15 protein-coding genes are annotated in these 16,741 nt (G+C 60.1%); 2 read left to right on the top strand and 13 right to left on the bottom strand.

Going from position 1 to position 16,741, the window contains the following annotated elements; all coding sequences use genetic code 11:
• Positions 1 to 11: 11 nt before the first annotated feature.
• The 10 genes from folC to leuC form a co-directional block, all read right to left on the bottom strand.
• Complete coding sequence (folC, locus tag B9G99_RS13380; protein WP_086622600.1) at positions 12 to 1,277, bottom strand: bifunctional tetrahydrofolate synthase/dihydrofolate synthase; 1,266 nt, start codon at positions 1,275 to 1,277, stop codon at positions 12 to 14.
• A 5-nt stretch (positions 1,278 to 1,282) separates the two neighbouring features.
• Complete coding sequence (accD, locus tag B9G99_RS13375) at positions 1,283 to 2,215, bottom strand: acetyl-CoA carboxylase, carboxyltransferase subunit beta (RefSeq protein ID WP_086622599.1); 933 nt, start codon at positions 2,213 to 2,215, stop codon at positions 1,283 to 1,285.
• A 157-nt stretch (positions 2,216 to 2,372) separates the two neighbouring features.
• Positions 2,373 to 3,005 (bottom strand): phosphoribosylanthranilate isomerase, encoded by a 633-nt coding sequence (locus B9G99_RS13370; protein ID WP_086622598.1) that lies wholly within the window; start codon positions 3,003 to 3,005, stop codon positions 2,373 to 2,375.
• An 18-nt stretch (positions 3,006 to 3,023) separates the two neighbouring features.
• Positions 3,024 to 3,935: a tRNA pseudouridine(38-40) synthase TruA gene (gene truA, locus B9G99_RS13365; protein WP_086622597.1), complete on the bottom strand. Its 912-nt coding sequence runs from the start codon at positions 3,933 to 3,935 to the stop codon at positions 3,024 to 3,026.
• 99 nt (positions 3,936 to 4,034) lie between these two features.
• Positions 4,035 to 5,618: a type IV pilus assembly protein FimV gene (locus tag B9G99_RS13360; RefSeq protein ID WP_148663957.1), complete on the bottom strand. Its 1,584-nt coding sequence runs from the start codon at positions 5,616 to 5,618 to the stop codon at positions 4,035 to 4,037.
• A gap of 88 nt (positions 5,619 to 5,706) precedes the next feature.
• Complete coding sequence (asd, locus tag B9G99_RS13355) at positions 5,707 to 6,822, bottom strand: aspartate-semialdehyde dehydrogenase (protein ID WP_086622595.1); 1,116 nt, start codon at positions 6,820 to 6,822, stop codon at positions 5,707 to 5,709.
• Positions 6,816 to 7,424, bottom strand: a complete 609-nt coding sequence (locus B9G99_RS13350; protein ID WP_086622594.1) for a GNAT family N-acetyltransferase — start codon at positions 7,422 to 7,424, stop codon at positions 6,816 to 6,818. Before B9G99_RS13350 ends, asd begins: the two co-directional genes overlap by 7 nt.
• Before the next feature lie 201 nt (positions 7,425 to 7,625).
• Complete coding sequence (gene leuB / locus B9G99_RS13345; RefSeq protein WP_086622593.1) at positions 7,626 to 8,711, bottom strand: 3-isopropylmalate dehydrogenase; 1,086 nt, start codon at positions 8,709 to 8,711, stop codon at positions 7,626 to 7,628.
• Between the two features lie 128 nt (positions 8,712 to 8,839).
• Positions 8,840 to 9,502: a 3-isopropylmalate dehydratase small subunit gene (leuD, locus tag B9G99_RS13340; RefSeq protein ID WP_086622592.1), complete on the bottom strand. Its 663-nt coding sequence runs from the start codon at positions 9,500 to 9,502 to the stop codon at positions 8,840 to 8,842.
• A 33-nt stretch (positions 9,503 to 9,535) separates the two neighbouring features.
• Complete coding sequence (gene leuC / locus B9G99_RS13335; RefSeq protein ID WP_086622591.1) at positions 9,536 to 10,993, bottom strand: 3-isopropylmalate dehydratase large subunit; 1,458 nt, start codon at positions 10,991 to 10,993, stop codon at positions 9,536 to 9,538.
• Positions 10,994 to 11,150: 157 nt separating this feature from the next.
• Here leuC and B9G99_RS13330 point away from each other — a divergent pair, with 157 nt between their 5' ends.
• Together B9G99_RS13330 and B9G99_RS13325 are read left to right on the top strand one after the other, a co-directional pair.
• Entirely contained in the window at positions 11,151 to 12,038 is an 888-nt protein-coding gene (locus B9G99_RS13330) for a LysR family transcriptional regulator (protein WP_086623486.1), read from the top strand.
• A 132-nt stretch (positions 12,039 to 12,170) separates the two neighbouring features.
• Complete coding sequence (locus tag B9G99_RS13325; protein ID WP_227875822.1) at positions 12,171 to 13,148, top strand: nucleoside-specific channel-forming protein Tsx; 978 nt, start codon at positions 12,171 to 12,173, stop codon at positions 13,146 to 13,148.
• Between the two features lie 87 nt (positions 13,149 to 13,235).
• On the opposite strand, the gene cysE is transcribed toward B9G99_RS13325, so the two are convergent.
• From cysE to prmB, 3 genes are all read right to left on the bottom strand, one after another.
• The gene (gene cysE / locus B9G99_RS13320; protein ID WP_086622590.1) at positions 13,236 to 14,066 is read right to left on the bottom strand and encodes a serine O-acetyltransferase; all 831 of its coding nucleotides are present in this window, start codon (positions 14,064 to 14,066) and stop codon (positions 13,236 to 13,238) included.
• A gap of 364 nt (positions 14,067 to 14,430) precedes the next feature.
• Positions 14,431 to 15,522 carry a chorismate synthase gene (gene aroC / locus B9G99_RS13315; protein ID WP_086622589.1) on the bottom strand — a complete coding sequence of 364 codons (1,092 nt, stop codon included), beginning with the start codon at positions 15,520 to 15,522 and terminating at the stop codon, positions 14,431 to 14,433.
• 88 nt (positions 15,523 to 15,610) lie between these two features.
• Complete coding sequence (gene prmB, locus B9G99_RS13310) at positions 15,611 to 16,579, bottom strand: 50S ribosomal protein L3 N(5)-glutamine methyltransferase (RefSeq protein ID WP_086623484.1); 969 nt, start codon at positions 16,577 to 16,579, stop codon at positions 15,611 to 15,613.
• Positions 16,580 to 16,741: the final 162 nt, after the last annotated feature.

The raw sequence follows: 16,741 nt of genomic DNA, 5'->3' as shown, positions 1-16,741 counted from the left end.
CTCTCTCCTTGTTACGCGGTTCCCTCGCCCCTTTCGAGCCGAGCCAGAGCTTCTGCCACGGTAAAAAAGGAGCCGCAAACCAGTACGTCATCATGTTGTGAATGTTGTTCGAGCCAGTCGATTCCAGCACCGGGGCCTTCGACCACCGCCAGGACATGTCCGCCACGCGCACGAATAATCTCGGCCAATGCCTCACCATTGCGCGCACGGGCACCTGACAGGGTCACCGCCAGCCAGTCATCGACCACCGGCCAGAGTGCCTCGATCACGCCTTCGGCATCCTTGTCTCCCAGCATACCCAGAAGCGCCACACGTCGCGTCGCAGGTCGCTGAGCCAGTTGACTCGCCACATAGTCGGCGGCATGGGGATTGTGCGCCACATCCAGACAGTAACGCCCGATGCGCTGCATCCGACCTGACAGCCGAATATCGGAAAAGGCCTGCTCAAGCCTTTCGGTTTCAAGCGATAGACCCAGCGCATCAAGCGCCGTCAGCGCACTGGCAGCATTATCCAGCGGCAGTCCCGGGTCGGGAAGCGACCGGCATGTCGTATCTGACGTCTCACTCGGTCGTTGCCACTGCCAGCGCCCCGACTCAACACGCTGCCAGTCGAAATCCTGGCCCAGTATCAGACAGTGAGACACCGGCAGGGCCTCGGCATGTGCCGCAACGGTTTTGACCATCTGACGGCTACCCAGCACCGCCGGACGGCCGGCACGTAGAATGCCGGCCTTCTCGATACCGATTCTTTCGATATCAGTACCCAGGAAATCGGCATGATCCAGCGCCACGCTGGTCACGATACCGACATCGGCATCGATGATGTTGGTAGCATCCAGCAACCCGCCCAGTCCGACTTCAAGGATGGCCATGTCAGGCGCACGGTCACGAATAATGACCAGCGCTGCCAGCGTGCCCATCTCGAAATAGGTCAGCCCGGTATCTCCACGGACGGCCTCGATGCGCTCGAAGGCATCGATCAGGGCATCATCGCTGACCTCGTCGCCATCAAACAGCAGGCGCTCGTTGTAGCGCAGCAGATGCGGCGAGGTGTAGCAGGCCGTGCTCAACCCATGAGCGCGTGCCACGGCCTCCAGCATGGCCACGGTCGACCCCTTGCCATTGGTGCCGGCCACGGTCACGACCTGTCGAGCGATGGGCGCAGACAAAAGCGCCAGCCGCTTGGCCACGACGCGGATACGATCAAGCCCAAGGTCAATTGCGACCGGGTGCAGCTTTTCCAGGTGGGCCAGCCACTGTGTCAGTGTGCGAGACATGATAATCAGCGCGCATTCTCGGCGCTGTAAGGCGTCCCGTCATCACCTTCCACGTCTTCGAGCATGGTGACGGCAGGTTCAGAAGGACGATCAGTCAGCGTGCGCAGGATACGGCCCAGACGGGTACGTATTTCGCTGCGATGAATGATCATGTCGACCGTCCCGTGCTCCAGCAGGAACTCGCTGCGCTGGAAACCCTCGGGGAGTTTTTCACGCACGGTCTGTTCGATAACGCGCGGACCGGCAAAGCCGATCAGGGCATTGGGCTCGGCGACGTTCAGGTCACCCAGCATGGCCAGTGACGCCGATACACCGCCAAAGACCGGGTCGGTCAGTACGGAAATGTAAGGGATGCCGGCACCGCTGAGGCGCTCCAGTGCCGCCGAGGTCTTGGCCATCTGCATCAGGGAAAACAGGGCTTCCTGCATGCGTGCACCACCGGAGGCTGCAAAGCAGACCAGCGGACGCTTCTCTTCACGGGCAATCGTTGCCGCGCGGACAAATTTCTCGCCCACGACACTCCCCATGGAGCCGCCCATGAATTCGAATTCGAACGCCACGGCCACTACCGGCAGGCCATCCAGCGTGCCCTTCATGACGATCAGGGCATCCTTCTCTTCGGTGGCCTTTTGTGCACTGGCCAGACGATCCTTGTACTTCTTGGAATCGCGGAACTTGAGTCGGTCTACCGGCTCGAGCTGAGCCGCGACTTCTTCGCGCCCCTCGCTGTCAAGAAACCAGGACAGGCGACGACGTGCGTTCAGACGCAGGTGGTGATCACACTTGGGGCAGACGTTGTGATGCCGCTCAAGCTCGGGCCGATAAAGGACAGCCTCACAATTGGGACATTTGCGCCACAGGCCGTCGGGGATGTTGTTGCGACGATCGGTACGGGCAGTACGCCCCATTGAAGGAACAATCTTGTCGAGCCAGCTCATCGAGAAAGGGCTTCCATATCGTTGATGGTCAGTCTTTTAAAATGGGCGCGCCGAAAAAACTCGTGGCGCATGGCCCCATTATCAATCATCGGCGGTAGTGAGGGCCAGCCCGGCGTGCATCTCTACCCTGCATCACCCTTTTTTACCGCCTGAAGCGTCAGCGTGTCGCAGGCGTGGCGTCCGCTGTCTGCACGCCGCCAACAAAGGCCTGGATCAGCTCATGATCCTTCACGCCGGCACTGGCTTCCACCCCACCGGAGACGTCTACCCCGTAGGGCGAGACCTGATGAACGGCCTGAGCGATGTTCTCCGGAGAAAGTCCCCCCGCCAGAATAATCGGCAGCGCCAGATCATCTGGAACACGCGACCAGTCAAAGACCTCGCCGGTGCCTCCGGGCACCCCGGGACGGTACGCATCCAGTAGCAGACCACGGGCGCGATGGTAACGCTCGGCCTGCTGATAAAGATCGATATCATCGCGCATGCGCAGTGCCTTGAGCCAGCTCATGCCATAAAGCTCGCAGGCCTCGGGCGGCTCTTCACCATGAAACTGCAGCATGTCGAGCCAGGGCGCACAGTTGGCGATCAGATCAGGGGCCTGATCAACAAAAAGTCCGACTCTGGTCACGAACGGCGGCACCCGGGCGCTGAGCTGCTCAAGACGCTCGGGCGTCAACGCCCGCTTGCTGCCGGGCCACATGACAAACCCCAGCGCATCAGCTCCGGCCTTGATGGCGGCGTCGATATCCGCCTCGCGCGTCAATCCACAAATCTTGATTCGGGTTCGCATTGACAGATGTCCTGATGATTACAGATGTCCTGCCGGTTCACCGCGATAGACCGGACGCTGATAGTTTGACGCAGGCAGCGTGCGAGCACCGGTCCATTCACCGCTGAAGTAAAGTTCTGCCGGGCCCAGCGGCTCCGCCGGCAGCTCAAAGCGTGGATCATAGTACACATCCACGAAGTGCAGGCCCTGCGCCGGCGCAGTCGCCTCGGAAACCGTGCGGTCCCGGCCGTTTAGAATCTCACGGGTCAGGGAGACATCGCGCCGCCCATCGCCAATGGTCAGCAAAACCCCGGCGATATTGCGCACCATGTGATGCAAAAAGGCATTGGCCTGAATATCGATGACGACCAGCGGCCCCACCCGCGTCACCTCGACAAAATGGACATGACGCCAGGGCGTGCTGGACTGACAGCCGGCGGCGCGATAGCCGGAAAAATCGTGCTCTCCGACCAGAACCTGCGCCGCCTCGTGCATGCGCTGCTCGCACAGTGGTGTGCGATGCCAAGTCATGTGCTCGGCATCAAGCGCCGGGGGCACGGGCTGGTTGAGAATGACATAGCGATAGCGACGGGCAAGACTTGAAAAACGAGCATGAAAATCGTGTGGCATGGCGCGTGCCCAGCGCACCGACATGTCACGGGGCAAATGTACATTCGTCCCCATGACCCAGGCTTTTAGTGTGCGGGCACTGTCTGTATCGAAATGCACGATTTGACGTGTGGCGTGGACACCGCTGTCGGTACGACCGCTGCACATGACCTCGATGGGAGACTGCGCGATGCGGGAAAGCGCCGCCTCAAGCGAGGCCTGAAGAGAAGGCCCATGACTCAGGCGCTGCCAGCCCTGATAGGCCGTGCCACGATATTCAAGGCCCAGCGCAATACGACCGCTGACGCGCTCGTTTTCATCCATTCGTGTAAACAGGGACATGTGACTCGGTCATGCAGGGGCACCCGGCCATGACATCCTGTGTCTACCGGCCGAGCGCCCTTATATAAGAAATTATAGGATCGATATCATCCCGACTCGTCAACCATGACGATAGGGTGAATCTGCCTCGGGGCGCTCATTATCCGTATCACCACCCTCGAATGCCACCTCTTCCAGTGCCCATCCCTGAGGGAAGCCAGCCCCCGGTGCTGGAGGCAGGTTCACATGCCTGTCAGCCAATGAGCCCGAAACTTCCCACTCGACAGCCCCGGTAGGCGCGTCCTCATCCATTGAGGACGATAGTGTCCAGGTTGGTGCCAGCATGGGTGAGGGATCAGGTGAGGGCATCGAAGTCTTCTTCAGGTTCTGGTCTTCATCAGCGCTATCGCGCGCGTCATGATGATCAGACATTGCCTCCAGTGCGGCCAGCGCCCGGATCAGCCGGGCCTCTCCGGGATACTGCAAAAGCCCCTCCCTGAGCATGGTGATGGCATGTTCGCGTCTTCCATGACGTTGAAATACCTCGGCTTCTGCACAGATCTCCTCGACCTGAGCACGATGCGCCGACCAGACCTCATCCTGCGAGTGGTCCCCTCCCCCCGCCTCTGGAGTATCGCCATCGCTCTCACCAGCATTGACCATGCTTTCAGAAGGCGCTGCTGACGCCGCTGTGGCGGACAGTTCCTGAGCGCTGACCAGCCGGTAGCGGCGCTGCCGCCAGCGACGCACGCCGGCCCATCCCCCTGCCAGCATCAACAAGACCGCGGCAAATCCCCAGACCCAGACAAACCTGTCATGGCGACTGGCGCCATTGTCGAGCGCAAGGACCGCCGCTTGAGACGGCGCCGGTGACGGCACGGCCTCGGGAAGAAGTGCTTCAGAATCAACAGTGCCGGCCGCCAGCCCCTGCTGATCAAGCTGATCCAGACGGCTTTCCAGCAACTGCTGTCGCTGCGTCAGCGTCGCCAGCTCAACGGAGTTGTCCGGCTGCTCATTGACAGGCGCTACGTTGATGGACGATGACGCTCTGAGCGAGGCCATATCCGTTGCCAGTGCCGTCTGAGCGTCAAGGCTTGCGCGCAGCTGCTGCTCAAGTCGATCAATCCTGCCTTCCAGAGCTGCAACGCGCCGACTGTCCTGCACCGATGACGCAGAGGCCATCGCCTGACGATCTACCGCTGGGTCACGCCGCACATCATCCAGTTCAGACGCTGGATGACGCGCTACCGTCTCCCGAGAGGGCTTTACGGCCGCCATTGCCTCACCGCTGCCGGAAGCCTCCGCAGAGGGCAATAATGTCAGCTGAGGCGTCAACTCACCGTCCGGCCAACGAAGTGTCAGCACCACATCCAGCCAGGGGGCCCCAAGAGCACGGCTACCCCGCAGGTCCAGGTAGAGGTGGCCTGGCGTCCCATTGACGGTCAGACGCAGAGTATCCGTATCTGCCGTTCGCGAGACATTCATGGCCTGCCAGCGCGCATTGTCGGCCAGAGCGACACGAATATCATCAGCACGCAGTGTTCCCGTATCCAGCAATGCCACACGCGCCTTCAAGGGCTCGTTGAAACCGGACATGACCTGAGGCGCCGCAAGGCCCAGGGCATGGGAGGTCATGGTCCATGACATCAACAACATGCCCAGCAGGTAGCCTTTTGAACGCAAACGACAGGGTCGTTCGGCCATCATATCCTCCCGTCACTCTTTCCAGAGCCATCCATAAAAAAGGGCGCCTCGATGAGGCGCCCAGTAGTGCATAACGATGACAGGTGCGTCAGTGACGCTCGACCAGCAGCGCCAGCATGCGTCGCAGCGGTTCGGCCGCGCCCCACAACAGCTGATCGCCGACCGTAAAAGCCGAGAGATACTCGCCGCCCATGGCCATCTTGCGCAGACGGCCTACCGGTACATCGAGCGTTCCGGTGACGGCTGCCGGCGTCAGACGCGCCAGTGTCGCGTCCTTGTCATTGGGCACCACGCTGACCCAGTCGTTATGACGTGCAATTCGATCCTCGATCTCGTCTATCGGCACATCCTTCTTCAACTTGATCGTGAAGGCCTGAGCATGGGAGCGCATGGAACCAACGCGAACACACAGACCGTCGACCGGAATCGTATTGGGCGCCATGCCGAGGATCTTGTTGCTCTCGACGCCGCCCTTCCACTCTTCCTTGCTCTGACCATTGTCCAGCTTCTTGTCGATCCACGGCAGCAGACTGCCGCCCAGCGGCGCACCAAACTGATCGATGGGGAAGTCACTGCCGCGCATGGTCTCGATGACCTTGCGATCGATGTCGAGAATGGCCGATGCTGGATCATCCAGTTCGGCGCGGGCCGCGTTGCCTACCATCGACATCTGGTTAAGCAGTTCCCGCATGTTCTGCGCACCGGCGCCGGAGGCGGCCTGATAGCTCATGGACGTCATCCATTCGATCAGCCCGGCCTCATACAGACCACCCAGCCCCATCAGCATCAGACTGACCGTGCAGTTGCCGCCGGCAAACGTCTTGAACCCCTCATCCAGACGCTGATCAATCACCTTGCGATTGACCGGATCCAGCACGATCACCGTATCATCCGCCATGCGCAGGGTGCTGGCCGCATCGATCCAGTAGCCCTTCCAGCCGGCGTCACGCAGCTTCGAATACACCTCGCCAGTGTAATCGCCGCCTTGACAGGTCACGATGACATCCAGTTCGGCCAGCGCCTGAATATCAAAGGCATCCTTGAGCGGCGGCACTTCCACACCAACATCCGGACCAGGTTTGCCTGCCTGAGATGTCGTAAAAAAGATCGGCTCGATGTTTTTGAAGCCATCCTCTTCGAGCATGCGCTGCAGCAGTACGGACCCCACCATGCCGCGCCAGCCAACAAATCCGGTTCTCAACATCTTGTGCTCCCCTGTTGTGATAAATAATGGGTCTGTGTTTCATCCGGCCCGCATTGCGCCTTGAGGGCCTGCTCAAGACGTGGATGCAGGCGTGCCATTTCCAGACTGTCCAGATAGCGGCCATGTCCAAAGGCTATGCCGCGACTCAAACCCTCTTTGACAAAGCCGTGTCGCTCGTAAAGATCGATCGCCCGCTGATTGTGGCTATAGACCCCAAGGCTTAACCGGGTCACGTTCAACCAGTTGTCTGCCAGATCGATGGCGGCCTTTAAAAGCTGACTGCCGATGCCCTGACCGGCGTAGTCAGGATGCACGGCAAGACCGATCGTTCGAACATGCGCCACTCGCGCCGAGGCAGCCACGGGATGCAATCCGATCAGCCCCAGCAGTGTCTCCGGCGTTTGCGGATGACAGGCGGCGAGCATGTGATGATCACGCTCGATACTCTCAAGACGCTGCTGCCAATGGGATAGCGAACTGAACGGCAGCTGCATCGTGTTGGGGAAAACCGCTTCATGATTGAAAATGCGCCAAACCGCCTCGGCATCCTCCATGCGAGCCTGACGAATCAACCAGCGCTGGCCTTCACGTTCCACCGGCATGCCCTCTTCTCTATGCGTGCATTCCTGCTTTTCAGTCTACCACCCGCGCCGTACATGACCAGCCGCATGACCCATCAAGCGAGGCCGACCGGCAGGTTCGCAAGACAAAACGGCAGCGAACCGTCAGATTCGCTGCCGCTGAGAGTTGCCCTGGAGGTCTTTCGACAACATCCGGGCCGTCATTACCGCCTTACGCCTGAATCAGGCATTCGATTCGAACGCAGCGACCACAGCGTCGCCCATTTCCTCGGTCGTGACCTGACGCGTGCCCTCATAGGCAATGTCTGCCGTGCGCAGATTCTGATCCAGCACAGCGCCCACGGCACGCTCGATACGATCGGCCAGCGCCGGCGCATCCAGTGAATAGCGCAGCATCATGGCGACCGACAGGATGGTGGCCAGCGGATTGGCGAGCCCCTGACCGGCGATGTCCGGCGCACTGCCGTGACAGGGCTCGAACATGCCCTGACCGCTTTCGTTCAGCGAGGCCGACGGCAGCATGCCGATAGAACCGGTCAGCATTGCAGCGGCATCGGAGAGGATATCGCCGAACATGTTGCCGGTGACAATGACATCGAACTGCTTGGGCGCACGCACCAGCTGCATGGCGGCGTTATCGACGTACATGTGCGACAGCTCAACATCCGGATATTCGGGCGCCAGCTCGTTCATGATATCGCGCCACAGGATGGTGACCTCCAGCACGTTGGCCTTGTCGACGCTGCAAAGCTTCTTGTTGCGCTTTTGCGCCATTTCAAACGCCACCCGCCCGATACGACGAATCTCGTGTTCGTCATAGACATAGGTGTTGTAGCCGTAGCGCGTGCCATCCTCACGAGTCTCGCGCCCACGCGGCTGGCCAAAGTAGATACCACCGGTCAGCTCGCGCACGATCATGATATCAAGACCTGACACCACTTCCGGCTTGAGGCTCGAGGCTTCCACCAGCTGAGGGTATAAAAGCGCCGGACGCAGATTACCAAAGAGGTTGAGTTCCTTGCGCAGGGCCAGCAGCCCCTTCTCCGGGCGGTTGGCAATATCGGGCATGGCGTCCCACTTCGGCCCGCCCACGGCACCCAGCAAAATGGCATCCGACGCTTTCGCCTTCTCAAGCGTCTCGGGCGCCAGCGGCACGCCGGAACGATCGATCTCGGCACCACCGACCGGCGCCTCCTCGATGTCGATATCAAGACCGGCTTCGCGACAGGCTTCAAGCACGCGGCGCGCCTGACGGGTAATTTCGGGACCGATACCATCGCCCGGCAGTACAAGAATACGTTGTGTCATGACCTGAATTCCGTTGACGCCACCCCTGCCAGGGCGTGGCGTTTTATTCACATGATTGTCGGGTAAAGGCAGCGGATGCCGGTGCGCCGCAGCGTCATGGCATCCGTAGAGTTGCCGAAGTGCCTGCCTCAGGCCTGGTTGGCAGCTTCCCCGCGAAACAGCCATGGCTGAGCCGCACGGTGACGGGTTTCAAATTCGCGAATGGCATCAGAGTTGTCGGTCAGTGTCAGGCCGATATCATCCAGACCGTTTTCGAGGCAGTACTTGCGAAACGGGTCGACTTCGAACTCGATGACGTCACCGTCGGGCGTTGTGATCTTCTGCTCGATCAGATCAACATCCAGACGATACCCCGGCGTCTGCTCGACAGCGTTGAACAGGCGATCCACCGTGGCTTCATCGAGCTGGATCAGCAACAGCCCGTTTTTGAAGGCATTGTTGAAAAAGATGTCGGCAAAGCTCGGCGCGATGATGACGCGAAAGCCGAAGTCTTCCAGCGCCCAGGGCGCGTGCTCGCGCGAACTGCCACAGCCAAAATTCTGGCGGGCCAGCAAAACGCTGGCGCCCTCATAGCGTGGCTGGTTAAGCACGAACTCCGGATTGATCGGCCGCTTCGAGCAGTCCTGACCCGGATAGCCCTCATCAAGATAGCGCAGCTCATCAAAGAGGTTGGGACCAAAGCCGGTGCGCTTGATCGACTTGAGAAACTGCTTCGGGATGATCAGGTCAGTATCGACGTTGGCACGATCCAGCGGCGCGACCAGACCCTTTTGGCGTACAAAGGCTTTCATGGTGTTTTCCTTGAAAATGGCGTGGACGAGCGCTTAGAGACTGGCAGCGCGCCGGGTGGGTACGGGCGTATCGACGAACTCGCGGACATCGACAAAATGACCGGCCACGGCAGCGGCAGCCGCCATCGCCGGACTGACCAGATGCGTTCGCCCGCCATAGCCCTGACGCCCCTCGAAATTCCGGTTTGAGGTCGAGGCGCAGTGCTCGCCGGCACCGAGCTTGTCGGCGTTCATGGCCAGACACATCGAACAGCCCGCTGCACGCCATTCAAAACCGGCGTCGATAAACACCTGATCCAGCCCTTCCTGCTCGGCCTGACGCTTCACAAGGCCAGAACCCGGTACCACCATCGCCTGCTTGAGGGTACCGGCCACCTGGCACCCCTTGACCACGGCGGCGGCCGCGCGAAGATCCTCGATGCGCGCATTGGTGCATGACCCGATGAACACGCGGTCGAGCTGAATGTCGGTGATTTTCTGACCGGCGTGCAGCCCCATGTATTCCAGCGCACGAGCAATGCCACGACGCGAGGTCTCGTCAACAGCCTGCGCAGGGTCAGGCACGCAGTCATGAACCCCCACGACCATTTCAGGACTGGTCCCCCAGCTGACCTGTGGCTCGATGGCGGCGGCGTCCAGCGTGACGACCTTGTCAAAGACGGCGTCATCGTCGGAGACCAGCGAACGCCAGTTCTCGACGGCCGCGTCCCACTGTTCGGGCGTCGGTGCAAAGGGCCGGCCCTTGACGTAGTTGATGGTTGTGTCATCGACTGCCACCAGCCCGACGCGAGCCCCCGCCTCGATGGCCATGTTGCAGATCGTCATACGACCTTCCATGGACAGATCCCGGATCGCGCTGCCGGCAAATTCGATGGCACAGCCGGTACCACCGGCGGTACCGATCCTGCCGATGATGGCCAGCACGATGTCCTTGGCCGTGACGTGCGGGCCAAGACGGCCTTCCACACGTACCTGCATGTTCTTCATCTTGCGCTGGATCAGACACTGCGTGGCCAGTACGTGCTCGACTTCGGAGGTGCCGATGCCGTGCGCCAGCGCTCCAAAGGCGCCGTGGGTCGCGGTATGAGAGTCGCCGCACACCACGGTCATGCCCGGCAGGGTCGCGCCCTGCTCCGGACCGATAATGTGTACGATGCCCTGACGGACATCGTTGATACCAAAGGTCTCGATGCCAAAGCTTGTGGTGTTGTCATCCAGCGTCTGGACCTGAATGCGCGAGACATTGTCCTCGATGCCCTTGATCCCGGCGCTGCGCTCCTTGAGAGAGGTGGGCACATTGTGATCAGCCGTGGCGATATTGGCATCGATGCGCCAGGGGCGACGGTTGGCCAGGCGCAGCCCTTCAAAGGCCTGTGGCGAGGTCACCTCATGAAGCAGGTGACGATCGATATAGATCAGTGAAGTGCCGTCATCGCGGCTGGATACCAGATGCGATGCCCAGAGCTTGTCATAAAGCGTCTGTCCTGCCATGTCGTCTCTCCTTGCGCCAGAGGCGCATTCACGGTCCGTGATGTTCCGGGGCTCTTGTGGGGTGGCCCATCAACACCTTTCTGGCATCTACACTACGCCGCGATATACCATGAAAGCAATTCATCCTATTCATGGCATGCATTCCTGCGAGGAATCGATGGAAACCGAAAGCCTGCGCGCCTTTGTGGCCGTGGCCGAATGCGGCTCGTTTTCGCTGGCCGCCGAGCAGATTCACCTGACCCAGTCAGCGGTGAGCAAACGCATTGCCACACTCGAGTCCCAAACGGATGCGCGTCTATTTGATCGCATTGGCCGACGCATTGCCCTGACCGAGGCAGGCCACCTGCTGCTGCCCCGTGCGCGGGAAATTCTCGGGCTGTTCGAGGATACCCAGCGCGCACTGACCAGCCTGAGCGGGCACGTGCGCGGCAGACTGAGTCTTGCCACCAGTCACCACATCGGCCTGCATCGCCTGCCTTCGATTCTGCGGCGATATACGCAGCGCTGGCCTGATGTGCGACTGGACATGCGCTTTCTCGACTCCGAGCAGGCCTATCAGGGCGTTCTGGACGGCTCACTTGAACTGGCACTGGCAACCCTTGCCCCGCAGACCGCCAAGCCCTTGATGGCCACTCCCCTGTGGCTAGACAGGCTTCACTTCGTCTGTGCCCCGGATCACCCGCTGGTGCGCCAGTCCGCGCTCACCCTTGATGCCCTGAGCCGGGTTGACGCCGTCCTGCCCGGCGAGCAGACCTTTACCCGTGCCATGGTCACAAATGTTTTTCATCGCGCCGGATGTGAGGTCAGCGTCGCCATGTCCACCAACTACATGGAAACGCTCAAGATGATGGTCAGCATCGGGCTCGGCTGGAGCGTGCTGCCAGAAACCCTGCTCGATGAAAGCGTTCACGTTCTCGAAGTCGATCATCCACCCATCGAGCGGCCGCTGGGCTATCTATTTCATGAAAATCGCACGCTCTCAAACGCCGCACGCGCCATGATCGATCTACTTGAAGCCTCACGCCGGCCCTCCGACAACGTCTGAACCGTGCCCGACAGATCACGCGAGAGTTGCATCAAAGGCTCCGCCGTGGTGCCATCGCGGCCTGAAAGCTCCCCCTTTTTGATATAACGATAACCCGACCAATAACAACACAACGTCTTGCAAGGAATGACCATGCCCTACCCTCTACGCATGCCCACGACATGCCGAGCGAGTCTGCGTCCATCTTTTGGCGCGCCTCATGCCCTGATTTTTACCTCTCTGCTGCTGCCATTATCGGCTCATGCCGAACCGCAGGGTGCCGAGTCGGCAGCTGCCTCGGGTGAAACCGCCAGCTATGAGGCCACCGACGAAGCACCACGCAGCGCCTACCTGTCGGACTGGTACAATCAGAACGTCACCGTCATCGGCAGCAAGGACATCCGCTTCGGTCCGCAAAAAATCGATGACATCTATCTGGAATATGAGTTCTTCGGTCGCAAGGGGCCGCTGGATCTTTACGGCTATATCGACATGCCAAAGTTCTTTGGCATCGGAAACGCCGCCGACAGCGGTATCTTCGACAAGGGCTCGCCGATCTTTGCCGAAATCAAGCCGCGGCTGTCTCTCAATGAGCTCAGCGGTCGTGACCTGAGCCTGGGGCCCATCAGTGAATGGTATCTGGCAGCCAACTGGATCTATGACTGGGGTCACAACAGCGACAATAGTCAGAACACGCTCTATAGCGGTCTGGGTACCGACATCGAGACCGGCACGCCGCTGGATGTATCGTTTAATTTCTACGGCAAGTATCAGTGGGAAAATTACGGAGCAGACAACGAAAACAGCTGGGATGGCTATCGCGCGCAGCTCGAGTACAGCTACCCGCTGGCAAGCTTTGATAATGGCGCCAGCCTCTTTTACGCCGGTTTCACCAACTATGATTTCGGCTCGGATCTGGGCGATGATAATTCGGCGCGCGCCAACGAAGCCGTGGTCGCCACCAACGCCTTTGTCTACTCCTTTACGCACCTGCGTTTTCTGGCCGTGGCCCGTTATTTTCATAATGGCGGCCAGTGGAACGATGGCAGTGAGCTGAATTTCGGGGATGGCGACTTCCGCGTGCGCAGCACCGGTTGGGGCTACTACTTCGGCGTCGGCTGGCAGTTTTAACGTTTCGCGAAACGCTTGCCAAAGAAAGGGGCCGGTCATTTGACCGGCCCCTCCTGATGTCAGCGTCTGTCTTTTTCAGCGACCCGATCAAGAGCCCTGCTGATACCACTGGGCCCTGGACACCGGCTGAAAGCTGCCGTGTTCCATGGTGACCGATGGACTCGGGCATCGTGGCCGCCCGGCCTGACGTGCAGGAATCCCAACGACGGTGGTGTGCTCTTCAACTTTCGCCAGCACGACGCTTCCAGCACCGATCTGGGCACCATAGCCGATTTCGATATTGCCCAGCACGGTGGCACCGGCACCGATCAGGACACCGCTGCGCACCTTGGGATGGCGATCGCCACTCTCCTTGCCGGTGCCGCCAAGGGTGACCCCCTGCATGATCGAAACGTTATCGCCAATCTCGGCGGTTTCACCAATCACGATGCCGGTACCGTGGTCCAGCATGACGCCACGGCCGACTCGGCAGGCGGGATGAATATCGATGCCAAAAACCTGAGTGGTGCGATGATGCAGCGCACGAGCCAGCATACGACGACCACCCTGCCACAAAGCGTGAGCAAGACGATGGGCCTGAAGCGCCTGGAATCCCTTGAGATACAGCAAAATGGGCAGGTATTCACTGCTGGCAGCGTCGCGCTCAAGGACCGCCGTCATGTCACAGGCGGCACTGTCCACCAGTGACGCATCAGCCTGATAAAGTCCCCGGAAGCAGTCCGTCAAAGCCTCAAACGAAAGCGTGGCATCTGCCATGGCCGAGGCCATGACTGCCGTAAGACATCCCTCAAGGTGGGACTGGGATATTATGTACGTCTCAAGCATATCCGCCAGCAGGGGTTCAGCCCCGGCGGCCGTGCGTGCTTCCTGATGCAGCAGGCCAAAGACGCTGACCTGTGCGTTGATCTCGTGCAGCATATCGCTTCTCATCGAAGATATTGTATCCGCCGGAGACGTTCTGCCATTTCAACTTTCCGGGCCCTGTCGACGGCGAATAGAGTAACGCAGCGTAACTTTTTGTGCCTTGATCGTTTTAGCCGACGCGCGTTTCAACACAATAACGTGATAACCCCCGCGCCCTGCAACAGCACATGTCGGGTCACATGGCTTCAGGAAACCGCCCTTTTTCTGCCATGACTGTCGCGACTCATCGCATGGCGTCCGGAAGCGATGCCCCCTTGAGAGCCAACCATAACCATAGACAAGGGGCCCGCCAGAAGCGGGTGCCGAAATAGACAAAGGCTCACACGGCCAGGCCGTCCTGACCGCTGAGCCCCTATAGCTACAGCTGTTTAATCTGCGGCGTCTCGACGCGAACGTCACCGTTTTGCCCGCGCTGACGCAACAGATGATCCATCAGCGTCAGCGCCATCATGGCTTCTGCAATCGGCGTGGCTCGAATGCCGACACAAGGATCATGACGGCCCTTTGTGATCACCTCGACCGGGTTGCCATGCACGTCAATTGAACGGCCGGGCGTGGTAATGCTGGAGGTCGGCTTGAGCGCCAGATGCGCCACAATGGGCTGTCCGGTCGAAATGCCGCCCAGCACGCCGCCGGCATGATTGGAGAGAAAGCCTTCTGGCGTCATCTCGTCACGATGCTCGCTGCCCCGCTGGGAAATGCTGTCAAAGCCCGCGCCAATTTCGACACCCTTGACCGCGTTGATGCTCATCAGTCCATGTGCCAGCTCGGCATCAAGCCGGTCGAATATCGGCTCGCCCAGACCGACCGGCACCCCCTCGGCGACCACGGTAATGCGAGCACCGACGCTATCCTGATCGCGTCGAAGTTGATCCATGTAGGCTTCAAGCTCGGGCACCCGATCCGGGTCAGGGCTGAAAAAGGGATTGTCATCGACCCCGTCCCAGCTCTTGAAGTCGATGCTGATGGGGCCGAGCTGGCTCATGTAGCCACGCACGCTGATGCCCCTGGCCGCCAGATACTTCTTGGCGATTGCGCCGGCCGCCACTCGCATGGCGGTTTCACGCGCGCTGGAGCGGCCACCACCGCGATAATCACGAACACCGTACTTGTGGTGGTAGGTGTAGTCGGCGTGCGCCGGACGGAACTGGTCCTTGATCTTTGAGTAATCCTTCGAGCGCTGATCGGTATTTTCGATCATCAGACCGATCGGTGTGCCGGTCGTCACGCCTTCAAAGACGCCGGAGAGAATACGCACCTCATCGGCTTCACGTCGCTGTGTGGTATGACGTGAGCTGCCGGGGCGACGACGATCCAGATCGCCCTGCAGGTCCGCCTCACAAAGCGGCAGGCCCGGAGGGCAGCCATCGACGATGGCGCCCAGCGCCTGGCCATGGCTTTCTCCAAAGGTGGTCAGCGTAAAGAGCTTGCCGAAGGTATTACCGGACATGTTGTGTTCCTGATAGTGCGACGTATCGGCCCGTCACCCGGGCGTACGACAGATCAAAATTCAAATCAGCGCCTGCCAGCCACGCCGCTCAGCGCGACAGCACCGTTGCCCACTCATCGAGCTGAGCGGCGGTCAGTGCAAACACGCCATGGCCGCCTCGGGCGAACTCGAGCCATAAAAAGGGAACTTCCGGCCAGGTCTCGATCACGTGACGCTCGGAGTTCCCTACCTCCACGATCAGCACGCCGTCATCGGTCAGATACTCACGCGCCTCGCGGAGCATGCGACGCACCAGGTCGAGCCCGTCATGACCAGCGCCCAGCGCCAGTGTCGGCTCATGGCCGAACTCGGCCGGCATGCCGCCCAGATCGCTGGCGTCCACATAGGGCGGGTTGCTGACGATCAGATCGAAGCGCTGGCCGGCCACCGGTTCGAAAAGATCCCCGGCCACGGCTTTCACGCGCTCTCCCACATCGTGACGGGTAATATTGGCCCGCGCCACTTCAATGGCATCACGACTGATATCGGCGAGCATGACATGGGTGGTGGGCATCATCAGCGCCGAGGCAATACCGATACAGCCAGAACCGGTACAAAGATCGAGCATATGCGCAGGGTCCCGCGTTTCAAACCACAGCTCAAAGCCCGACTCGATCAACTCGGCGATGGGTGAGCGCGGAATCAGAACACGCTCGTCAACATTGAATGCAAACCCGGCGTAGAAGGACTCTCCGAGCAGATACGGCAGCGGACGACGCTCAACGGCGCGCGCACGCAAGAGCGCGACGATACGCGAGCGCTCGATGCGCAGCACCCGAGCATCGATAATGGCCGGGTCGACATCATGGGGCAGACGCAGTGCGCCCAGCACCAGTGCCACGGCCTCGTCCCAGGCGCTGTCTGTACCATGTCCGTAATAAAGATCATGGGCATTGAAGACACTCACCGCCAGACGCAGATAGTCGCGCACGGTGATCAGCTCATCGATCAGGGTGTCATCATCCAGAGAGAGTGGCGCGGCGGCGGGTACAGGCATGCGGGCAGAAACGTCGCTCATGAATGCGGCGGCCTTGTCGAAGGTTGATAAAATGAAAAGATCGAAAGTGTACCCGTTATCCCGTGACGGTGCATCGGCGCAGGCCTGCACATCGCTACTCGATTCCCTATAATCGTCAACAGGATTCAGATCCCCCAGAGCCACCGTCAGCGTGACGGTCAC

It is taken from the genome of Kushneria konosiri, from assembly GCF_002155145.1.
GTDB lineage: Bacteria > Pseudomonadota > Gammaproteobacteria > Pseudomonadales > Halomonadaceae > Kushneria > Kushneria konosiri.
Note: the sequence above shows the minus strand (reverse complement) of the source record. Positions and strands in the feature narration are given on the sequence as shown.